The sequence below is a fragment of the Burkholderia sp. IMCC1007 genome (assembly GCF_027257875.1).
Classification (GTDB): Bacteria; Pseudomonadota; Gammaproteobacteria; order Burkholderiales; family Burkholderiaceae; genus Burkholderia.
In genome coordinates, this window is the sequence record NZ_JAPVQY010000010.1 from 130089 (window position 1) to 148689 (window position 18601).

The window sequence follows — 18601 nt, forward strand, 5'->3', positions numbered from 1 at the left end:
CGCGGTCGCGCACGCGGGCGGCGCAGCGGGCACATCGCTGCGGCGGCGGCTGCAGCCGCCGCCGCGCGCCGCTATGCCGCGCTTACTTCCACAGCGCGCAGCGCGTCTCCTGCTTGGTACCGAACGCCTGATCGCCCGGAATCGTCGCGAGCACCTTGTAGTAGTCCCACGGCTCCTTCGATTCCGACGGCTTCTTCACTTCCATCAGGTACATGTCGTGGATCATGCTGCCGTCCTGGCGGATGTAGCCCTTCGCGTAGAAGTCGCTGATCTTGATCTTCTTCAGCTCGGCCATCACCTTGTCGGAGTCGGTCGTCCCGGCCGCCTGCACGGCCTTCAGGTAGGTCGTCACCGACGAGTAGTCCGCCGCCTGCAGGCTCGACGGCATCTTCTTCATCTTGCCGAAGTAGCGCTGCGCCCACTGGCGCGAGGCCGCATCGCGGTTCCAGTACCAGCTGTCGGTCAGCACGAGGCCCTGCGTCGTCTCGAGGCCGAGGCTGTGCACGTCGTCGATGAACATCAGCAGCGCGGCGATCTTCATCGTCTTCGTGATGCCGAATTCCTTCGCGGCCTTGATCGAGTTGATCGTGTCGCCGCCCGCGTTCGCGAGGCCGAGGATCTGCGCCTTCGACGACTGCGCCTGCAGCAGGAACGACGAGAAGTCCGACGCGGACAGCGGGTGGCGCACCGCGCCGAGCACCTGGCCGCCGTTCGCCTTCACGACGTCGGACGTGTTCTTCTCGAGCGCCTTGCCGAACGCGTAGTCGGCCGTCAGGAAGAACCAGCTCTTGCCGCCCTGCTTCACCACCGCCGACCCCGTGCCCTTCGCGAGCGCCATCGTGTCGTATGCGTAGTGGACCGTGTACGGCGTGCACTGCTCGTTGGTCAGCGTGTCGGCGCCCGCGCCGATGTTGATGTAGACCTTCTTCTTCTCGGCCGCGACCTGGTTCATCGACAGCGCGGTCGCGGAGTTCGTGCCGCCGACGAGCAGGTCGAGGCCGCCGCGGTCCATCCATTCGCGCGCCTTCGACGCGGCGATGTCGGCCTTGTTCTGGTGGTCGGCATAGACGACCTCGATCGGCTTGCCGAGCACCTTGCCGCCGAAGTCGGCGACCGCCATCCGGATCGCCTCGAGGCCGCCCTGCCCGTCGATGTCCGCGTACAACCCCGACATGTCGGTGATGAAGCCGATCTTCACGGTATCCGCCGCGTGAGCGGCGCCGGCGGTGAACGCGGCGGTCGCGAGCGCGAGACAGGCCTGTGCGAGGGTCTTCATTTTCATTGACGTCTCCTGTTGTTCTGATGCGTTGTGGTTATTCGAGAGCCGCCACGGCTAGCGGCAAGGGAAACGGGGCGGCGTCACACCCCGAGCAGGTCGTGAAGGATCGGCATCTTGCCTTCCAGTTCGGATGCACGGAAATGTTCGACGATACGGCCGTGCTCCATCACGTAGAAGCGATCGGCGAGCGGCGCGGCGAAGCGGAAATTCTGTTCGACCATCACCACCGTGTAGCCGCGCGCCTTCAGCGCGACGATCATTCGCGCGAGCGCCTGCACGATCACCGGTGCCAGGCCTTCGGAGATCTCGTCGAGCAGCAGCAGGTTCGCGCCGGTGCGCAGGATCCGCGCGACCGCCAGCATCTGCTGTTCGCCGCCCGAGAGCCGCGTGCCCTGGCTCTGCCGGCGCGACGCGAGATTCGGGAACATCGCGTAGATCTCGTCGAGCGACATCGCGTGCTCGCTCGGCCCGATCGGCGGCGGCAGCATCAGGTTCTCCTCGCACGACAGGCTCGAGAAGATCCCGCGCTCCTCCGGGCAGTAGCCGACGCCGAAATGCGCGATGCGGTGCGTCGCGAGGCCGATCGTCTCGTTGCCCGCGACCTTGATCGAGCCGCTGCGGCGGCCCGTGAGCCCCATGATCGCGCGCAGCGTCGTCGTGCGCCCCGCGCCGTTGCGGCCAAGCAGCGTGACGACCTCGCCGCGATGAACGCTCAGGTCGACGCCGTGCAATATGTGGGATTCCCCGTACCAGGCTTCGAGGCCCGTGATCTCCAGCGCGGGCGTGCCGCTTTCGACGCCGCTCAATTCGCGTTCCTCCCGTTCGCTGCGCTTCATGCGTGCGCCCCCGTGAGCGCCGCGTCGGCGCTGCCCATGTATGCCTCGATCACGAGCGGATTCTTCGATACTTCCGCATACGAGCCTTCGGCCAGCACTTCGCCGCGCTGCAGGACGGTGATCGTGTCGGAGATGCCCGCGATCACGTTCATGTTGTGCTCGACCATCAGGATGGTGCGTCCGCTCGCGACCTTCTTGATCAGTGCGGTCACGCGGTCGACGTCCTCGTGGCCCATCCCTTGCGTGGGTTCGTCGAGCAGCATCAGCTCGGGCTCCATCGCGAGCGTGGTCGCGATTTCGAGCGCGCGCTTGCGGCCGTACGCGAGTTCGACGGTCGGCACGTGCGCGAAATCGGTGAGGCCGACCTGCGTGAGCAGATCCATCGCGCGATCGTCGAGCCGCCGCAGCGTGCGTTCGCTGCGCCAGAAATGGAATTCGGTGCCGAGCGAGCGCTGCAGGCCGAGGCGCACGTTCTGCAACGCGGTCAGGTGCGGGAATACCGCCGAGATCTGGAATGAACGAATGATGCCGCGACGTGCGACCTGCGCGGGCCGCTCGTCGGTGATGTCCATCCCGTTGAAGACGATCTGACCGGCCGTCGGCGTGAGGAACTTGGTCAAGAGGTTGAAGCAGGTGGTCTTGCCTGCGCCGTTCGGTCCGATCAGCGCATGGATCGCACCGCGTCGCACACGCAGGTTGACGCCATTCACGGCAGTGAAGCCCCTGAATTCCTTCGTCAGTCCGCGTGTTTCCAGAATCGTGTCGCCGAGAATCATGTTCCCTTCCGTACGAAGTCGGGCGAAGCACCGGGGAAGATTCGCGCAAGCGACCGCGAACGGGTCAGCGGATGAGCGGACTGCCCCCGGGCGCCGTGCTACGCGTCGAGGGTGGTCTCCCGCGCCGATGCGTATGCATGCTGCGCAACATTGTCGCCCCGTTGGTGCAGTGCAATCATCGGGATTTGCACTTATAGGGCTGGCCGCCATACGCGGCGCTGCTGTGCAGGGTTTTTCGACGCGTTTTTTTGGCGCGCGCATCATCGACGATTGCGTGCGTCACGTTGCGCCCGTTCGTCCGCACGAACATGATGCAAGCTGCGCTCGACGCGCGGCTTGCACCATTCGTTCCATTCGCGCACGACAACGGTGCGCGGCGCGCAAATTGCTTCGCATAGCGAATCAGCTGACGCCGGGATGGCTGCCCGCTGGCGGGCATGTCAGTGTGTGTCGCGCGTGTGTCAGCGCGGTGTCATCCCGCCGGCACCGCCGCTTCCGTTCGCACCTGTGTCGCTTCGTCGCGCGCTGCACGACGATCGGCGCGGATCATGTCGCTCGCGCGCTCCGCGATCATCAGCGTCGGCGAATTCGTGTTGCCCGACGTAATGAACGGCATCACCGACGCGTCGACCACCCGCAGCCCGGCGACACCGCGCACGCGCAGCCGGCTGTCGACGACCGCGCGCTCGTCGTCCGCACGGCCCATCCGGCAGGTGCCGACCGGATGGAAGATCGTGGTGCCGATGGCGCCCGCTGCTTCGATCAGTTCCGCTTCGGTCTGATACTGCGTGCCCGGCAGGATCTCCTGCGGACGGTAGCGCGCGAGCGCCGGCGCGGCGGCGATCCTGCGCGTGAGGCGCAGCGCGTTCGTGGCGACATGGCGATCGTGATCGGTCGACAGATAGTTCGGCGCGATGGTGGGCGCGACACCCGAATCGGGGCTTGCGATATGCACGCTGCCGCGCGAACTCGGCCGCAGATGACACACGGATGCGGTAAACGCGTTGAAACGGTGCAGCGGCTCGCCGAAGCGCTCGAGCGACAGCGGCTGCACGTGGTATTCGAGATCGGGGCGCGTGAGCGCGGGATCGTCGGGATCGGATTTTGCGAATGCGCCGAGCTGCGACGGCGCCATCGACATCGGCCCGCGTTGCAGCAGCGCATATTCGGCGCCGATCATCAGCTTGCCCCACCAGCGCGCGGACAGCGTGTTGAGCGTGCGCACGCCTTCGACGCGATACGCCATTCGCAGCTGCAGGTGATCCTGCAGGTTTTCGCCGACGCCCGGGAGGTCCTGCACCACGTCGATGCCGAGCGCCTGCAGCCGGTGCCCGGCGCCGATGCCCGACAGTTCGAGCAGTTGCGGCGAATTCACCGCGCCGGAAGTCAGCACCACTTCGGCGCGGGCCCGGGCGACGTAATCGGTGCCGCCGCCGCGATATTCGACACCCACCGCGCGCCGCCCGTCGAAGACCACTCGCTGCGCGTGCGCGCCGGTGATCACGGTCAGGTTCGGGCGCGTCATCGCGGGCCGCAGGAACGCCTTCGACGTGTTCCAGCGCACGCCGCGTTTCTGGTTCACCTCGAAATAGCCGACGCCGGAATTGTCGCCGCGGTTGAAATCGTCGGTTGCCGGGATGCCCGTCTGCTGCGCGGCTTGCGCGAACGATTCGAGGATCTCCCAGCGCAGCCGCTGCTTCTCGACGCGCCAGTAGCCGCCCGCGCCGTGTGCGTCGCTTGCGCCCGCATGGTGGTCCTCGCTGCGCTTGAAGACCGGCAGCACGCTGTCCCACGACCAGCCGGCGTCGCCGGTTTCCTGCGCCCAGCTGTCGTAATCCTCGCGCTGGCCGCGCATGTAGATCATCCCGTTGATCGACGAGCAGCCGCCGAGCACGCGACCGCGCGGATACGACAGCGCGCGGCCGTTCAGCGCCGCTTCGGGCTGCGTCTTGTACAGCCAGTCGGTGCGCGGGTTGCCGATGCAGTACAGATAGCCGACCGGGATGTGGATCCAGTGGTAGCCGTCCTTGCCGCCCGCCTCGAGCAGCAGCACGTGGATGTCCGGATCCTCGGTCAGGCGGTTCGCGAGCACGCAGCCTGCGGTGCCTGCGCCGACGATCACGTAATCGAATTCGCCCTCGAGCGTGCGTTGAGTCGTCACTGTGTGTCTCCTGTCGACCGGAGTTAGCGCTTCAGCGCTTACTCCATCCCCACGGCGGTCGAGCCGGGTTAGCGCTTTAGCGCCTTTCAACACCTGCTCGAATCCCCCGCCGCAACTGAACGAAGTCAGCGCCTCAACCCCTACTCGTATCCCACCCAAATCTTCTCGTTGTCCACCGCGCGGCGCGATGCCGCGCTCATTCCCAGCATAGTGCGTCGCCGGCGACGCGACCGATGAAGCGTACTCCCGCCGCCGCCCGCCGATCCAATGAGTTATGCTGAACTGCGTTATAAGCTGCGCTCATATCACGACAATGGACCTCACTCTGCTCCGCGCGTTCGCGACGGTCGCCCGCGAAGGCAACCTGACGCGCGCCGCCGCCCAGCTGCACGTGACGCAGCCTGCCGTGAGCCTGCAGATCAAGCATCTGCAGGAAGCGCTCGGCGTCGTGCTGTTCACGCGCACGTCGCGCGGGCTCGCGCTCACGCGCGACGGCCAGACGCTGCTGCCGCACGCGGAGCGCGCGCTGGCTGCGGCCGCCGACGTCGCACGCGCCGCCGCTGCGCTGCGGCACGAAGTGCGCGGCCGGCTGCGGATCGGCACGATCCTGGATCCCGGTTTCCTGCGGCTCGGCGGCTTCCTGCGCGCGCTGGTCGAAACCCACCCGCAGGTCGAAACCGCGCTGCGGCACGGGATGTCGGGATGGGTGCTCGAACAGGTGCGCACGCGGGCACTCGACGTCGGCTACTACATCGGCCGGCCCGGCGACGACGATCCGCGCGACGACACCCTGTTCCACACCATCACGCTCACGCATTTCCAGTACCGCGTGCTCGCGCCGGCCGGCTGGCGCGAGCGCGTGCAGCGCGCGCACGACTGGCGCGCGCTCGCCGCGCTGCCGTGGATCTGGACGCCGCCTGCGTCCGCCCATCACCGGCTGCTGTCGCGCGTGTTCGCGGCGGCCGGCGCGCAGCCGGTCAAGGTTGCCGAGGTCGACCAGGAGCAATCGATGCTCGATCTCGTCAAATCGGGCATCGGGCTGACGCTCGCGCGCGACTCGACCGCGCTGGCCGAAGCGCACGCGCATGCGCTGACGATCGTCGAACCCGTGACGGTGCCGACCCAGCTGACGTTCGTGACGCTCGCCGAGCGGCGCGACGAGCCTGCGATCACGGCCGCGCTGCGGCTGATCGAGGCCCAGTGGGCGATATGAGTGCGGCTGATGGCGCCGCGGGTGGCCGTTCGATGAGCCGCAACGCATGACGTGTTGGCAACCGGTCGACCGAAATCGACGTCATCGACGTCACCGGCGCCATCGCGGGGAGCCCGACCGCCCGCGCCACCGCACCGAACCCTGTCGTCACGCCACCATCGCAAGCTTTTTGCTAGATTGAGCGTTCGCACACCGCGAGACCCCTGATTGAAGGAGACCCGCATGGCCCGCAACATCGAGATCAAAGCCCGCGCCCGCGAATTCGACCAGCTGCGCGAACGCGCGGCGGCGCTCGCCACCGAAGCGCCGTTGTTCTACCGCCAGCAGGATTTCTTCTACGACGTGCCGCGCGGCCGGCTGAAGCTGCGCCGCTTCGAGGATGGCACGCCGGCCGAGCTGATCTTCTACCAGCGCGACGACCGCGACGGCCCGAAGGCGTCCTACTACACGCGCAGCCCGGTCACGAACCCGGACGCGATGCATGCGCTGCTCGCGACCGCGCTGACCACGCGCGGGATCGTGACGAAGGAACGCCATGTGTACCTGGCCGGCCGCACGCGCATCCACCTCGACCGCGTCGACGGCCTCGGCGACTTCATCGAACTGGAAGTCGTGCTCGGCCCGGACGACGACGAAGCCGGCGGCGAAGCCGAAGCGCACGACGTGTTCGCGAAGCTCGGCGTGCCGCCGGACGATCTCGTCGCGGTCGCGTACGTCGACCTGCTGAACGCCGACGCGCAGTCCGAAGCGGCCTGATCCGGCCCTACCCGCGGCGACGCATCGCGCCCCGCCGCCGGCCCGGCCGCCGCATCACGCCGCGCCGGGCGCCAGATGCGCGAGCGGCAGCGCGCCGTTGCGCTTGAAGGTCGTCAGCACGATGTTCGAGCGCACGCTGTCGACACCCGGCACGCGCATCAGCTTCTTCATCACGAACTGCGACAGCGCGTTGAGGTCCGGCGCGACGATCCGCAGCAGATAGTCGGCATCGCCGACCACCGCATGGCATTCGAGCACTTCGGGCAGCACGTCGATCTGCTGCTGGAACTGCTCGATGATCGAATCGCCGTGATGCTTGAGCTTCAGGCTCGTGAACGCCGTCACGCCGAGCCCGAGTTTTTCGGGACGCAGCATCACGCGATAGCCTTCGATCACGCCGGCCGCTTCGAGCCGCTGCAGCCGCCGGCCGATCTGCGACGGCGACAGCGGCACCTCCTCGCCGAGCTGCTGGTGCGTCGCGCGGCCGAAGCGCTGCAGCACGTCCAGAAGCGCGAGATCGAAGTGATCGAGTTCGAGCATGAATATTCTCCGCATTGATTCGTGATTTGATGCGTGATTATCGCATCAGCAGGCCAATCAATGCCAACTATGCGCCCAATCCGCGCGCACCCCGCTCTACACTTGCATGGTTCCCAACCACAGCGTGCAGAGCCTGATCATGTCCACCGTCGTCACCGCGAAACTGCAGGAGCAGTTCGACGCGGGCCTCGAAACCCGCGCCGATTTCACCATCGACCAGCCGCTCGAACGCTACGGCCAGGTCGACCACGCGGTGTGGCAGCAGCTCTATGCGCGCCAGTCGGCGCTGCTGCGCGCACGCGCGTGCGACGCGTTCGTCGCCGGACTCGAGAAGATCGACCTGCCGGCCGACCGCGTGCCGTCGTTCGCCGACGTGAACCGCCAGTTGAAGCCGGCGACGGGCTGGGAGATCGTCGCGGTGCCGGGCCTCGTGCCCGATCGCGTGTTCTTCGAACACCTCGCGAACCGGCGTTTTCCGGTCACCTGGTGGATGCGCCGCCCGGACCAGCTCGACTACCTGCAGGAACCCGACTGTTTCCACGACCTGTTCGGCCACGTGCCGCTGCTGATCGACCCGGTATTCGCGGACTACATGCAGGCATACGGCCGCACGGCGCTCGCGGTCGCGGACGACGAGGCGGCGCTCGCGCGGCTGGCGCGGCTGTACTGGTATACGGTGGAGTTCGGCCTGATCCGCGACCCGAACGGTACGAACGGGCTGTCGATCTACGGCGCGGGGATCGTGTCGAGCAAGGGCGAGAGCCTGTACAGCCTCGAAAGCGCTGCGCCGAACCGGCTCGGCTTCGAGCTGGAGCGCGTGATGCGCACGAAGTACCGGATCGACACGTTCCAGAAGACTTACTTCGTAATCGACGATTTCGCGCAGCTGTTCGCGCTCGCCGACGTCGACGGCCGCGCGCTGGCCGAGCGGCTCGCCCGGTTGCCGGAATTCCCGGCCGGCGCGGTGCTCGACGGCGATCGCGTGCTGCATCGCGGCACGCGCGAAGGCTGGCCGGACGACGGGGACGCGTGATCCAATCACGGGCGCCCGGCTCCGGATGCCCGTTCGCCAACTATGAAACAATGACCGGTACCGGCTTGCCGTGCGGCCTGTGGCCGCGGGCGGGCACCGTTACCGAACGAGGTGCAACATGATCCACAAGCTCACATCCGAAGAACGCAAGACCCGGCTCGAAGGCCTGCCGCACTGGACGGCCGTGCCGGGCCGCGACGCGATCCAGCGCAGCCTGCGCTTCGCCGATTTCAACGAGGCCTTCGGCTTCATGACGCGCGTCGCGATCAAGGCGCAGGAAATGAATCACCATCCGGAATGGTTCAACGTGTACAACCGCGTCGACGTGACGCTGTCGACCCACGACGCGGACGGCCTGACCGAACGCGATATCCAGCTCGCACAATTCATCGATCAGCTCTGCGCGCGCATCCAGCCCGCCGCCTGAGCGTTCGTCTAGCGCCGCGCGCCGTTCGACGCGCGGCGCGTCAACTTTTCATTTCGCTGAACGTTTTCTACGATGTATTCAGCGGAAGCCTTCAGCTTTCCAAGCCATCCTTAAGGCGCGCGTAAGTCTCGTACGCTTTCCGTGCCTTGGGGTCCAAACCTTCCAGTTGCAGCGCGCTTCCGCGCTGTACAATCAGCAGCGCATACGGCTTGGAGAGCGCGCTGGCCTCTTCGCAGAGTTTGAGTTCGTCGCCGCTCGATGGCGAGCGGGCGCGCCAGAAATTGATCGCGGCTTCGAGGTCGTGGATCGAAATATCGGACATGATTGGATTTAATCGTTCGCTGGCCGCCATGCTTGATGTCAGGCGATGCGGCGCCCCTGTGGAAACGGCGTCGTGCTGTCCGCGTGCCTGAACCGCCAACCCATTGTACTTGAGCGAACTTCATGCGACTCCTTCTGATCGAAGACGACCGCCCCATCGCACGCGGTATCCAAAGCAGCCTCGAACAGGCTGGCTTCACCGTCGACATGGTGCATGACGGCATTTTTGCCGAACAGGCGCTGGCACAGAACCGCCACGAACTCGTGATCCTCGACCTCGGCCTGCCGGGCATCGACGGGATGACGCTGCTCACGCGTTTCCGCCAGACGAACCGCCACACGCCCGTCATCGTGCTGACCGCACGCGACGAACTGAACGATCGCATCCAGGGCCTGAACTCCGGCGCCGACGACTACATGCTCAAGCCGTTCGAGCCGGCCGAGCTCGAAGCGCGCATCCGCGCGGTGATGCGCCGCAGCGGCCCGCACAGCGACATGCCGCGTCCGGAAGTGTCGCTCGGCGGCGTCCGCCTGTCGGGCGTCGATCGCCGCATCTTCAACGACGACAAGCCGCTCGAACTGTCGCCGCGCGAATTCGCGGTGCTCGAGATGCTGCTGCTGCGTCACGGCCGCGTGGTCAGCAAGGCCCAGTTGCAGGATCACCTCACGCACTTCGGCGGCGATCTCGGCGACACCGCGATCGAAGTCTACGTGCACCGGGTGCGCAAGAAACTCGAGCAGTGCCGTGTCGAAATCGTCACGGTGCGCGGCTTCGGCTACCTGCTGCAGGAAATCCGCCAGACGGCGAGCGTCTGAGCGGCGCCGCACGCCGGCCGGTGCGCGTGCCGCCGGCGCGCGCCCTGCCCGCGTCGCCGTCCGACGCACGACCGCGCCGCTCCCCGTGAGCGGCGCTTATCCATTTGCCCGTCGAAATGTCTTCTGATCCGGCTGTGACCACCAGCCTGCGCCGCTCGCTGCTCCGGCGCCTCGCCGCACCGCTGTCGATGCTCGCGCTGATGAGCGGCCTGATCGCCTACTGGCTCGCGTGGCAATACACGCAGCACGTGATCGACCGCTCGCTCGCCGATCTCGCCACCGCCATCTCCAAACAGATCCAGATCGCCGGCCCCGACGCGCCGTTCACGGTGCCGCCGCTCGCGCAGGCGATGTTCTCCGATCCCGCCGAAGCGCTGATCTACCGGATCAGCGACGGCGAGCAGGAACTCGCGGGCGATCCGAAGCTGCCGCTGCAGGGCATCAACGTGCGCCGCATGCATCACGCGTACGTGTTCGAGGCCGAGTACGACAACCGCGCGGTGCGGGTCGCGCAGGTGCGCGTCGACGACGTCGAGGGCGGCAAGCCGATGGTCGTCGAAGTCGCGCAGCCGGTGCGGCACCGCTACCGGATCGCGGCCGAGTTCCTCGTCGCGATCATGATGCCGCTGCTGTTGCTGCTGCTCGCGGGCTGGGGCATCGTGTGGCGCGTCGTGAACCAGCAGCTCGGGCCGCTCACGCATCTGGCCGACTCGCTGAACCGGCAAACCCACACGTCGCTGGAGCCGGTCGACGAAACCGACGTGCCGCTCGAGATCCGGCCGCTGACGAGCGCGATGAACGCGCTGCTCGGCCGCCTGAAGACGGCGCTCGACGCGCAGCGCAAGTTCATCGCCGATGCCGCGCACCAGCTGCGCACGCCGCTCACGGCCGTGAAGCTGCATGCCGAGCAGGCGGCCGTCGCACGCGACCCGCAGCAAACCTATGCCGCGGTGCGCGAGCTGCGCGCCGCCGCCGATCGCGCGGTGCGGCTGTCGAACCAGTTGCTGTCGCTCGCGCGCGCGGAGCCGGGCGAACAGGCCGCGCGTTTCGTCGACGTCGACCTTGCCGCGATGGCGTTCGAGACGGGCGCCGAATGGGTGCCGCGCGCGCTCGCGTCGCATGTCGACCTCGGTTTCCAGCGCAGCGACGACCCCGGCGACGATGAAAAGCTGAACGTGCGCGGCAACCCGGTGCTGCTGCGCGAGGTGATCGCGAACCTGCTCGACAATGCGCTGAAGTACGTGCCGCTCGCGCGGCCGAACGGTGCGCGGATCACGGTCAACGTCGCGCGCGGCGCGCTCGACGGCGGCCAGCCGGCCGCCGAGATCGTCGTCGAGGACAACGGCCCGGGCGTGCCCGCGAACCAGCAGGCCGACCTGTTCAAGCGGTTCTTCCGCGGCGATGCGCAAAGCGGCAATGGCGTCGAGACGGGCGCCGGCCTCGGCCTCGCGATCGTGCACGACATCATCGCGATGCACGGCGGCACGGTGTCGTATGAAGATGCGCCGGAAGGCGGTTCGCGTTTCGTGGTGCGTGTGCCGCTCGCCGAGCGGGCGCGGAAGCCGACCGGCGAAACGCCGGCCGCCACACCGACGCACTGAGCGGGAAACGGCGGGCACGGCAGGCTCGCATCGGGATGCACAGCCGTGCCGCGCGGCGCGGCGTCGCGCGCGGCGCCGATCCGGCAAAGCAGCCGCGCGCTGCGCGGCTGCACGGTTCACTTCTTCTTTTTCTTGTCCTTTGCGGCGGACTCGGACTTGCCGTCCTTCTTGTCCTTCTTCCTTTTCTTCTTCCCGTCGTCATCCGACGTCGCGAGCAGCGTGCCGCGACACGTCGCCGCGCCGCAATGGCACGCGTATTCGCGCTTGAGCTTTTTCGTGAGCTTCTCGTCGATCACGAGGCCGTAGTCGTAGAACAGCTCTTCTTCCGGGCCAATGTCGCGCAGCGCGTGGATGAACACGCGGCCCTCGATTTCCTCGGCCTCGCAGTTCGGCGCGCACGAATGGTTGATCCAGCGCGCGCTGTTGCCGTCGACCTTGCCGTCGATCACGCCGCCCTCTTCCAGTGCGAAGTAGAACGTATGGTTCGGCTCGTTCGGATCGTGCGGATGGCGGCGCAGCGCTTCCTTCCACGAAATCCGCTCGCCCTTGTATTCCACTACGCGCTCGCCGGCCTTGATCGGTTCCACCGCGAACACGCCCTTGCCGTGTATTCCCGAGCGGCGCACCGCGATCCTGCGTGAACTCATCGAACGAATCCTTGTGAAGACGACTTGAATGGAAGACGGCCGCGATCGCGGCCCTGCGCCGCGCAAACGAAAACGCGGCACCGCTCGGTGCCGCGTCGGGACATGCGGCGAATCACCCGCATCCTACACGTTCAAGATTGCTTCATTCAACATCGCGCGCAATGCCGCGCGCATGACGCTCAGCGTTGACCGAATTCGATGTCGCCGAACAACGTCTTGTGCTCGCGCGGCTGCGAGCGCCAATATTGCGGCGGCGCCGACACCTGCGCGCCGAGCTCGGCGGCCGCGTGCCACGGCCAGCGCGGGTCGTACAGCATCGCGCGCGCCATCGCGACGAAGTCGGCGTCGCCGGCCTCGATCAGGCGGTTCGCATGCGCGGGGTCGTTGATGAGGCCGACCGCGATCGTCGGCATCCCGACCGCACGCTTCACCGCCTGCGCGAACGGCACCTGGTAACCCGGCGACAGCGGAATCTTCTGCAGCGGCGACACGCCGCCGGACGACACGTCGATCCAGTCGCAGCCGTGCTGCTTCAGTTCGTGCGCGAACGCGATCGTGTCGTCGAGCTCCCAGCCGCCCTCGACCCAGTCGGTCGCCGACACGCGCACGCCAACCGGCCGGTCGTCGGGAAACGCCGCGCGCACGATGTCGAAGATCTCGAGCGGGAAGCGCATGCGGTTCTCGCGCGAGCCGCCGTATTCGTCGGTACGCTGGTTCGAGATCGGCGACAGGAACTGATGCAGCAGATAGCCGTGCGCCGCGTGCACTTCGATCGCGTCGATGCCGAGGCGCGCCGCGCGTTTCGCGGCCGCCGCGAACGCTTCGCGGATCCGGTTCAGGCCGGCCGCATCGAGCGCGAGCGGCGGCGTCTCGCCATCCTTGTGCGGGACGGCCGACGGCGCGTGCGGCAGCCAGCCGCCATCGGCGACCGATACGAGCTGACCGCCCTTCCACGGCACCTCGCTCGACGCCTTGCGCCCGGCATGCGACAACTGCATCGCGATACGGACCGGCGAGTACTTGCGGATCGACGCCAGCACCGGCTCGAGTGCCGCTTCGGTCACGTCGTCCCACAAGCCGAGGTCGCCGGCCGTGATGCGTCCGTCGGGTTCGACAGCGGTCGCTTCGATGCAGAGCAGCCCCGCGCCCGACAGCGCGAGATGGCCGAGGTGAATCATGTGCCAGTCGGTCGCCTCGCCGCGCTCCGCGGAGTACTGGCACATCGGGGAGATCACGATCCGGTTCGGAAGGGTCACGCCGCGCAGCGTGAACGGGGAAAATAGCGCAGTCATGGATGCCGCTCGCCAGGAAAGGGAAAGAGCGCACGAGCGTAGCATGCAGCCCGCGAGCGTGCTGGCGGCCGGGTCGGCAGTAAGCGGATGGTCAGGTCGGCGCCGCCGACGGCGAGACACAATGCGGGGTGAAACCGGCTCGACTGCGAGCCGGCCACTCAGCGGGCAATGCGCGCAATCAAAGCCCGACGCTGTCGAGCCATTCCGCGAACATGCGCCGGGCGGCCGTCTCGAGCACGGGGCCATGCTGAGCGGTATCGGCGCGCAACTGGCGCGCGTCGATGCCGGGCGTCGATGCGATTTCGCCCGCATTCCCGATCAACCACGGCTCGAAGCGGTCGGCGCGAATCTCGGGATGGCATTGCAGCGCCAGCACATGCTGCCCCCACGCGAACGCCTGGTGGCGACACGCGGGCGTCGACGCGAGATGGATCGCGCCACCCGGCAGGTCGAACGTGTCGCCGTGCCAGTGCAGCATCGACGTCGCCGCGCCATCGAGATGGCGCAGCGGCGACGCGCGACCGGCGTCGGTGAGCGTCAGCGGCGCCCAGCCGAGTTCGGCCTGCGCAGCCGGATAGACGCGCGCACCGAGCGCGCGGGCGATGAACTGCGCGCCCAGACAGATGCCGAGGATCGGCAGCCCCGCGTTGATGCGCTGACGCACGAGCGCCGCAAGCGGCGCGATCGACGGGTACTGCGCGTCGTCGTACACGCTGAGCGGCCCGCCGAGCACGACGAGCAGCGACGGCTGGAGCGCGTCGAGCACTTCGAAGCGCGACGAGCCGACGTCGACGTAACGTACGCGCCGGCCACGCTCCCCGAGCACCTGCTCGAAGCTGCCGAGGTCCTCGAAATGCACATGGCGGATCGCCACGACTTCAGCGTTCATCCTCGGCCTCCCGGTCGATCGACGGACGTCAGCCGGCGAAAATCTTCCAGGTCTTCTTTTGCGTCGCCGCGTCGGCTTCTTCCTGCACCGAGCAGTCGAGACGCAAATCGCTGTCGGCCATCGTGATGTCGAGCGTCGCGCAGTGGTGCAGCGTCTTCTTCGACGGCTTGCCCGGCTCGAAGTACGTGCACGTCAGACACATGCGCTGCGGCGGCGTCACGCCGGCCACCTGCAGCTCGCGCAGCGTCTTCAGCAGCGCGCGATACAGCGTGCCCTGCTCGTCCGCGCCCAGCTTGCCGACCGCCTTCGACAGGAATTCCGGCCATTGCAGCGCCTTCTTGGCCGCCGTGCGGCCGCGGGCCGACAGGCGCACCGCGAGTGCGCGGCCGTCGTCAAGCGCACGACGCTTCTCGACGAGACCCTTGGTCTCGAGCGTGCTGACGGCGTCGCTGGTGGTCGCAGCGGTGAGCTGCGTCTCGCGCGCGATCTCGCCGAGCCGCATCGGGCCCTTGCGTTGCAGCAGCAGCACGAGGATCTCGCCCTGCGTCGGCGTGAGGCCTGCGCCTTCCGCCCAATCCCATGCCTGGCTTCGCATGGCTGTACTCAACCGCAGCAGGCTGTGGGTCACACGTCCCGAAGCCTGATTCCCGTAAACGCCTTCGCTCATAGTCTTTTCGCTTTGCCGCCGCCCGGATTGCCGAGCAGCCGTAGTGTGGAGATCGAATGTCATCTCAAAACAGACGCTCGTTGAAGAGCGTCGACACGGCCGTCGCGAGGCACACGCGGCGGTCGCGTTCGCGGCGACCGGTGAGACACACGTCGTTCCGGTGTCCGCAAAGCCGACATTCTAAGCGAGAGCGGAAAATCGCACAGCTAAGTTATCCCCTTCATTCTGTGGAAAATCGCTGGATAACCCCTTTTTTTCGTTGTGCCTGCTATGTCCGCGGGCCGCGCGGCGGCACACGAAAACATTTTCCTGTTCGGATCGGCCACCGTGCCGGCAGCCCGTGTCCACCGGGTTATCCGGCTCGCAGAGCGTTGACTTTGAAGCGGAATCTCGGGTTATCCACAGATTTTCAGGATCACTGGCGACCCGGCGCGGCCGAATCGGCGTCGACCGCCGTTCAGCGAATCGCCGTGCGGTCGAGCCTGGAATCTGCAAAACATATTTTCATTCGCGCCAGCGCAGGCACTGCTGGCGAACCGTCTCGTTCAGCGATTTTTCCTGTTTGAAAACGGTTCTCAACCACGACGCGTCGTTCACGCGCGCCTTCGCGAGCGCGCCGATCTCGTCGAGCGCCGCGCGCGAGCCGAGCGCGGCCGCATGCGGCGCGATCCGGTCGAGCGTGTCGAGGATGTCCTCGGCGATCGTGCGGCGCTCACCCGTCTGAGGATTCACGCAGGTGCCCTCGAGCCCGAAGCGGCACGCTTCGAACCGGTTGAACGTGTAGACGAGGTAGTCGTCCTCCGACAGCTTCAGCGGCCGGTCGGTCAGCAGGTAGCGTGCGAGCGTCTGGATGTAGCAGGCGATCGCCGCCGCGCGGTCGACCGACAGCGGCGTGTCCATCACGCGCACCTCGATCGTCCCGTAGCCGGGCTTCGGGCGGATGTCCCAGTAAAAGTCCTTCATCGAGTTGACGACGCCCGTGTTGACCATCTTCGTGAAGTATTCCTCGAAGCTGTCCCAGGTCAGCACGAACGGCGCACGGCCCGACAGCGGGAACGCGAACACCGAGTTCAGGCGCGCCGAATGGAAGCCGGTGTCGACGTTCTGCACGAACGGCGACGACGCGGACAGCGCAATGAAGTGCGGAATGAAGCGCGACATCGAGTGCAGCAGGAACAGCGCGCTGTCGGGATCGGGGCAGCCGATATGCACGTGCTGGCCGAACACCGTGAACTGCTTCGCGAGATAGCCGTACAGCTCGGAGATGTACTGGAAGCGCGGCGCGTCGTAGATCTGCCGGTCGCTCCATTGCTGGAACGCGTGCGTGCCGCCGCCGCAGAGCCCGACGTTGAGCTGGTCGGCCGCCTTCACGAGCACGTCGCGGATCGCATGCAGCTCGCTGACGGCCTGCTCGTGCGAATGGCAGATGCCGGTCGACAGCTCGATCATGCTTTCGGTGATTTCCGGCGTGATGTTGCCGGGGAAGGTTTCGCCCTGGATCAGGCGCATCAGGTCGGATGCGGCCTTGGTCAGATCGTAGTTGTGCGTGTTGACGACCTGGATCTCCAGTTCGACGCCGAACGTGAACGGTTCGGAATTGACGAAGGTTTCGAGTGCCATGGCAGGTTCCGGAATCAGTTTCTGTCGCTACGTTCGCTGACCGCCGACAGGCAGCGGTAGACGACGAACGGGCTGACGAGCTGCAGGATCACGATCGCGCACATCACGATCGCGCGCAGGTGTGGATCGAAATTCGGATAGAGCTGGTAGGTGTCGTCGGCGAGCAGGTACGCCAGCGCGGACATCGGCGTGAGCGCGATGCCGAGCGCGACGCCCTGCTTCATCCCGAGCCCGCTCGGCTTGGCGAACACGACGACGCCGGCCAGCTTCGCGGCGAGCCGCGTGATGATCAGCGCGATCGCGTACAGGCCGCCGAGCGCGATGTCGCCCCACGTGAACGACGTGAGCGTCAGCACGAACAGCACCACCGTCAGCAGCCAGCCGGCGGTGCCGAAATGCTCGGGCCACAGCTGCGGACGCGCTTCCAGGTTCTTCACGATGATGCCGGCGAGCAGCAGCGTGAGCAGCGTCGACAGCTTTAGCGCCTGGGCGACCGCGATCGCAAGCATCACCAGGCCGAACAGCGCGACGAACGAATGCTCGTCGCGCATCGTCGAGGTCATGTGGCGGAACAGGTAGTTGCACGCGCGCGCGACCAGATACGCGACGATGAACGAACCGACGATCAGGTAGAGCGGCTGCAGGATCGTCGCGAAAACGTTCCCGTACGCTTCCTGGTGGAGCCAGCTCGTCACGAGCTTGGTGAGCACGATCGCGTACACGCTGTTGAGCGCGGTCAGCGTGATGAGACGCTGCGACACCTGCCCTTCCGCGCGCAGCTCGGTCTTCAGCTGGATCACCATCGATGGCGACGTCGCGATCGCGATCGCCGACAGCACGATCGCGACCATGCCCGATACGCCGAGCGCGAGCATCACGAACAGCACGACCACGAAGGTGAGCGTCGCCTCCGCGAGGCTCGATGCGATGAGCCACGGGTTGCGACGAATCCATTTCAGGTCGAGACGGCTGCCGAGCTCGAACAGCAGCAGGCCGAGCGCGACATTCATCAGCAGCCGCGACGTTTCGTCGGTGCTTGCATCGATCACGCCGAATCCGAACGACCCGGCGATGAGGCCGATCACCGCATAACCGGTGATGCGCGGCAACCGCCATGCGCGATAGCACAGCTCGCCACAGAGACCCGCCGCAAACAACGCGAGCCCGGCCCAGAACACGGCATCCGGCGCGAGCGGCCAGTTGGGCAGGAATGAGAACGCCGACTTCATCGTGGTGACTTCTCCTTTGGAAGCAACCGCCAGCGACGCGGGGTCAAGCGTCAGAAATGAGATGCGCGCCGGCTGGGTATCGCCCCGAATGTGATTGTTGTGGTCGACGACGGCGAGACATGGGGTCCGCCTATTCCGCCATCCGGCGGAAATGTCGTTCAGGTTGCCGATCTGGATTGTCGGCCTGATGTGTGAACGGACTGCGCAGCCCCGGAGATTCAGATTCGAAACCGAGCCGACCGTTCCATTGAAGCATGTCCGGCGCTTGGCCGAACGAACGCGAAGGAAACCGATTGTGCCACAGCTTTTTCACTCCGGAACCGAATGAATCGACTCGCAGTGCTGTGACGCACCACATGTCTTTAGTTTCAACGGTTTACTCGTATATATACGTAGTAGGAGTTAACAAGGCTCGCACAGTTCTGTGGATAACCTTGGTTTACGTAGCAAGATCAAGGTGTTGGCGCTGCGATAACCGGTTGCACAGGCTGTTTGCTC

At 66.5% G+C, this 18601-nt stretch carries 18 protein-coding genes; 6 read left to right on the forward strand and 12 right to left on the reverse strand.

The window, feature by feature from the left end:
* Nucleotides 1-82: 82 nt before the first annotated feature.
* The 4 genes from O1Q03_RS12695 to O1Q03_RS12710 all read right to left on the reverse strand — a co-directional run bounded on the left by O1Q03_RS12695 (nucleotide 83) and on the right by O1Q03_RS12710 (nucleotide 5052).
* Nucleotides 83-1282, reverse strand: a complete 1200-nt coding sequence (locus tag O1Q03_RS12695; protein WP_269503860.1) for an ABC transporter substrate-binding protein — start codon at nucleotides 1280-1282, stop codon at nucleotides 83-85.
* Nucleotides 1283-1359: 77 nt separating this feature from the next.
* Nucleotides 1360-2115, reverse strand: coding sequence for an ABC transporter ATP-binding protein (locus O1Q03_RS12700; RefSeq protein ID WP_269503861.1), 756 nt, complete (start codon nucleotides 2113-2115; stop codon nucleotides 1360-1362).
* A complete protein-coding gene (locus O1Q03_RS12705; RefSeq protein WP_269503862.1) occupies nucleotides 2112-2891 on the reverse strand; it encodes an ABC transporter ATP-binding protein in 780 nt (259 codons plus the stop codon). The genes O1Q03_RS12700 and O1Q03_RS12705 overlap by 4 nt, the downstream gene beginning before the upstream one ends.
* A gap of 472 nt (nucleotides 2892-3363) precedes the next feature.
* The gene (locus O1Q03_RS12710; protein ID WP_269503864.1) at nucleotides 3364-5052 is read right to left on the reverse strand and encodes a GMC family oxidoreductase; all 1689 of its coding nucleotides are present in this window, start codon (nucleotides 5050-5052) and stop codon (nucleotides 3364-3366) included.
* Between the two features lie 313 nt (nucleotides 5053-5365).
* Between O1Q03_RS12710 and O1Q03_RS12715 the strand changes: the two genes are divergently transcribed.
* Nucleotides 5366-6265: a LysR family transcriptional regulator gene (locus O1Q03_RS12715; protein WP_269503866.1), complete on the forward strand. Its 900-nt coding sequence runs from the start codon at nucleotides 5366-5368 to the stop codon at nucleotides 6263-6265.
* 222 nt (nucleotides 6266-6487) lie between these two features.
* Complete coding sequence (locus O1Q03_RS12720) at nucleotides 6488-7021, forward strand: class IV adenylate cyclase (RefSeq protein WP_269503867.1); 534 nt, start codon at nucleotides 6488-6490, stop codon at nucleotides 7019-7021.
* 54 nt (nucleotides 7022-7075) lie between these two features.
* On the opposite strand, the gene O1Q03_RS12725 is transcribed toward O1Q03_RS12720, so the two are convergent.
* Nucleotides 7076-7561: an Lrp/AsnC family transcriptional regulator gene (locus tag O1Q03_RS12725; RefSeq protein WP_006408082.1), complete on the reverse strand. Its 486-nt coding sequence runs from the start codon at nucleotides 7559-7561 to the stop codon at nucleotides 7076-7078.
* A gap of 106 nt (nucleotides 7562-7667) precedes the next feature.
* Between O1Q03_RS12725 and phhA the strand changes: the two genes are divergently transcribed.
* Nucleotides 7668-8594 (forward strand): phenylalanine 4-monooxygenase, encoded by a 927-nt coding sequence (phhA, locus tag O1Q03_RS12730; RefSeq protein ID WP_269503869.1) that lies wholly within the window; start codon nucleotides 7668-7670, stop codon nucleotides 8592-8594.
* A gap of 118 nt (nucleotides 8595-8712) precedes the next feature.
* The gene (locus O1Q03_RS12735) at nucleotides 8713-9021 is read left to right on the forward strand and encodes a 4a-hydroxytetrahydrobiopterin dehydratase (RefSeq protein ID WP_269503870.1); all 309 of its coding nucleotides are present in this window, start codon (nucleotides 8713-8715) and stop codon (nucleotides 9019-9021) included.
* A gap of 91 nt (nucleotides 9022-9112) precedes the next feature.
* Here O1Q03_RS12735 and O1Q03_RS12740 read toward each other — a convergent pair whose 3' ends face one another.
* A complete protein-coding gene (locus O1Q03_RS12740) occupies nucleotides 9113-9343 on the reverse strand; it encodes a DUF3717 domain-containing protein (RefSeq protein ID WP_014895474.1) in 231 nt (76 codons plus the stop codon).
* Between the two features lie 122 nt (nucleotides 9344-9465).
* Between O1Q03_RS12740 and O1Q03_RS12745 the strand changes: the two genes are divergently transcribed.
* Nucleotides 9466-10158: a response regulator gene (locus O1Q03_RS12745; protein ID WP_006401494.1), complete on the forward strand. Its 693-nt coding sequence runs from the start codon at nucleotides 9466-9468 to the stop codon at nucleotides 10156-10158.
* Between the two features lie 116 nt (nucleotides 10159-10274).
* On the forward strand, nucleotides 10275-11759 hold the full coding sequence (locus O1Q03_RS12750; protein WP_269503872.1) for a sensor histidine kinase: 1485 nt from the start codon (nucleotides 10275-10277) through the stop codon (nucleotides 11757-11759).
* Between the two features lie 116 nt (nucleotides 11760-11875).
* Here O1Q03_RS12750 and O1Q03_RS12755 read toward each other — a convergent pair whose 3' ends face one another.
* The 6 genes from O1Q03_RS12755 to O1Q03_RS12780 all read right to left on the reverse strand — a co-directional run bounded on the left by O1Q03_RS12755 (nucleotide 11876) and on the right by O1Q03_RS12780 (nucleotide 18103).
* A complete protein-coding gene (locus tag O1Q03_RS12755; RefSeq protein ID WP_269503873.1) occupies nucleotides 11876-12406 on the reverse strand; it encodes an SET domain-containing protein in 531 nt (176 codons plus the stop codon).
* A gap of 179 nt (nucleotides 12407-12585) precedes the next feature.
* Nucleotides 12586-13698: an NADH:flavin oxidoreductase/NADH oxidase gene (locus tag O1Q03_RS12760; protein WP_269503874.1), complete on the reverse strand. Its 1113-nt coding sequence runs from the start codon at nucleotides 13696-13698 to the stop codon at nucleotides 12586-12588.
* A gap of 178 nt (nucleotides 13699-13876) precedes the next feature.
* Nucleotides 13877-14587 carry a glutamine amidotransferase gene (locus O1Q03_RS12765; RefSeq protein ID WP_269503875.1) on the reverse strand — a complete coding sequence of 237 codons (711 nt, stop codon included), beginning with the start codon at nucleotides 14585-14587 and terminating at the stop codon, nucleotides 13877-13879.
* A 28-nt stretch (nucleotides 14588-14615) separates the two neighbouring features.
* Nucleotides 14616-15254: a MarR family winged helix-turn-helix transcriptional regulator gene (locus O1Q03_RS12770; RefSeq protein WP_269503876.1), complete on the reverse strand. Its 639-nt coding sequence runs from the start codon at nucleotides 15252-15254 to the stop codon at nucleotides 14616-14618.
* A 504-nt stretch (nucleotides 15255-15758) separates the two neighbouring features.
* Nucleotides 15759-16874, reverse strand: coding sequence for a YbdK family carboxylate-amine ligase (locus O1Q03_RS12775; protein WP_006751345.1), 1116 nt, complete (start codon nucleotides 16872-16874; stop codon nucleotides 15759-15761).
* A gap of 14 nt (nucleotides 16875-16888) precedes the next feature.
* The gene (locus O1Q03_RS12780; protein WP_269503877.1) at nucleotides 16889-18103 is read right to left on the reverse strand and encodes a cation:proton antiporter; all 1215 of its coding nucleotides are present in this window, start codon (nucleotides 18101-18103) and stop codon (nucleotides 16889-16891) included.
* Nucleotides 18104-18601: the final 498 nt, after the last annotated feature.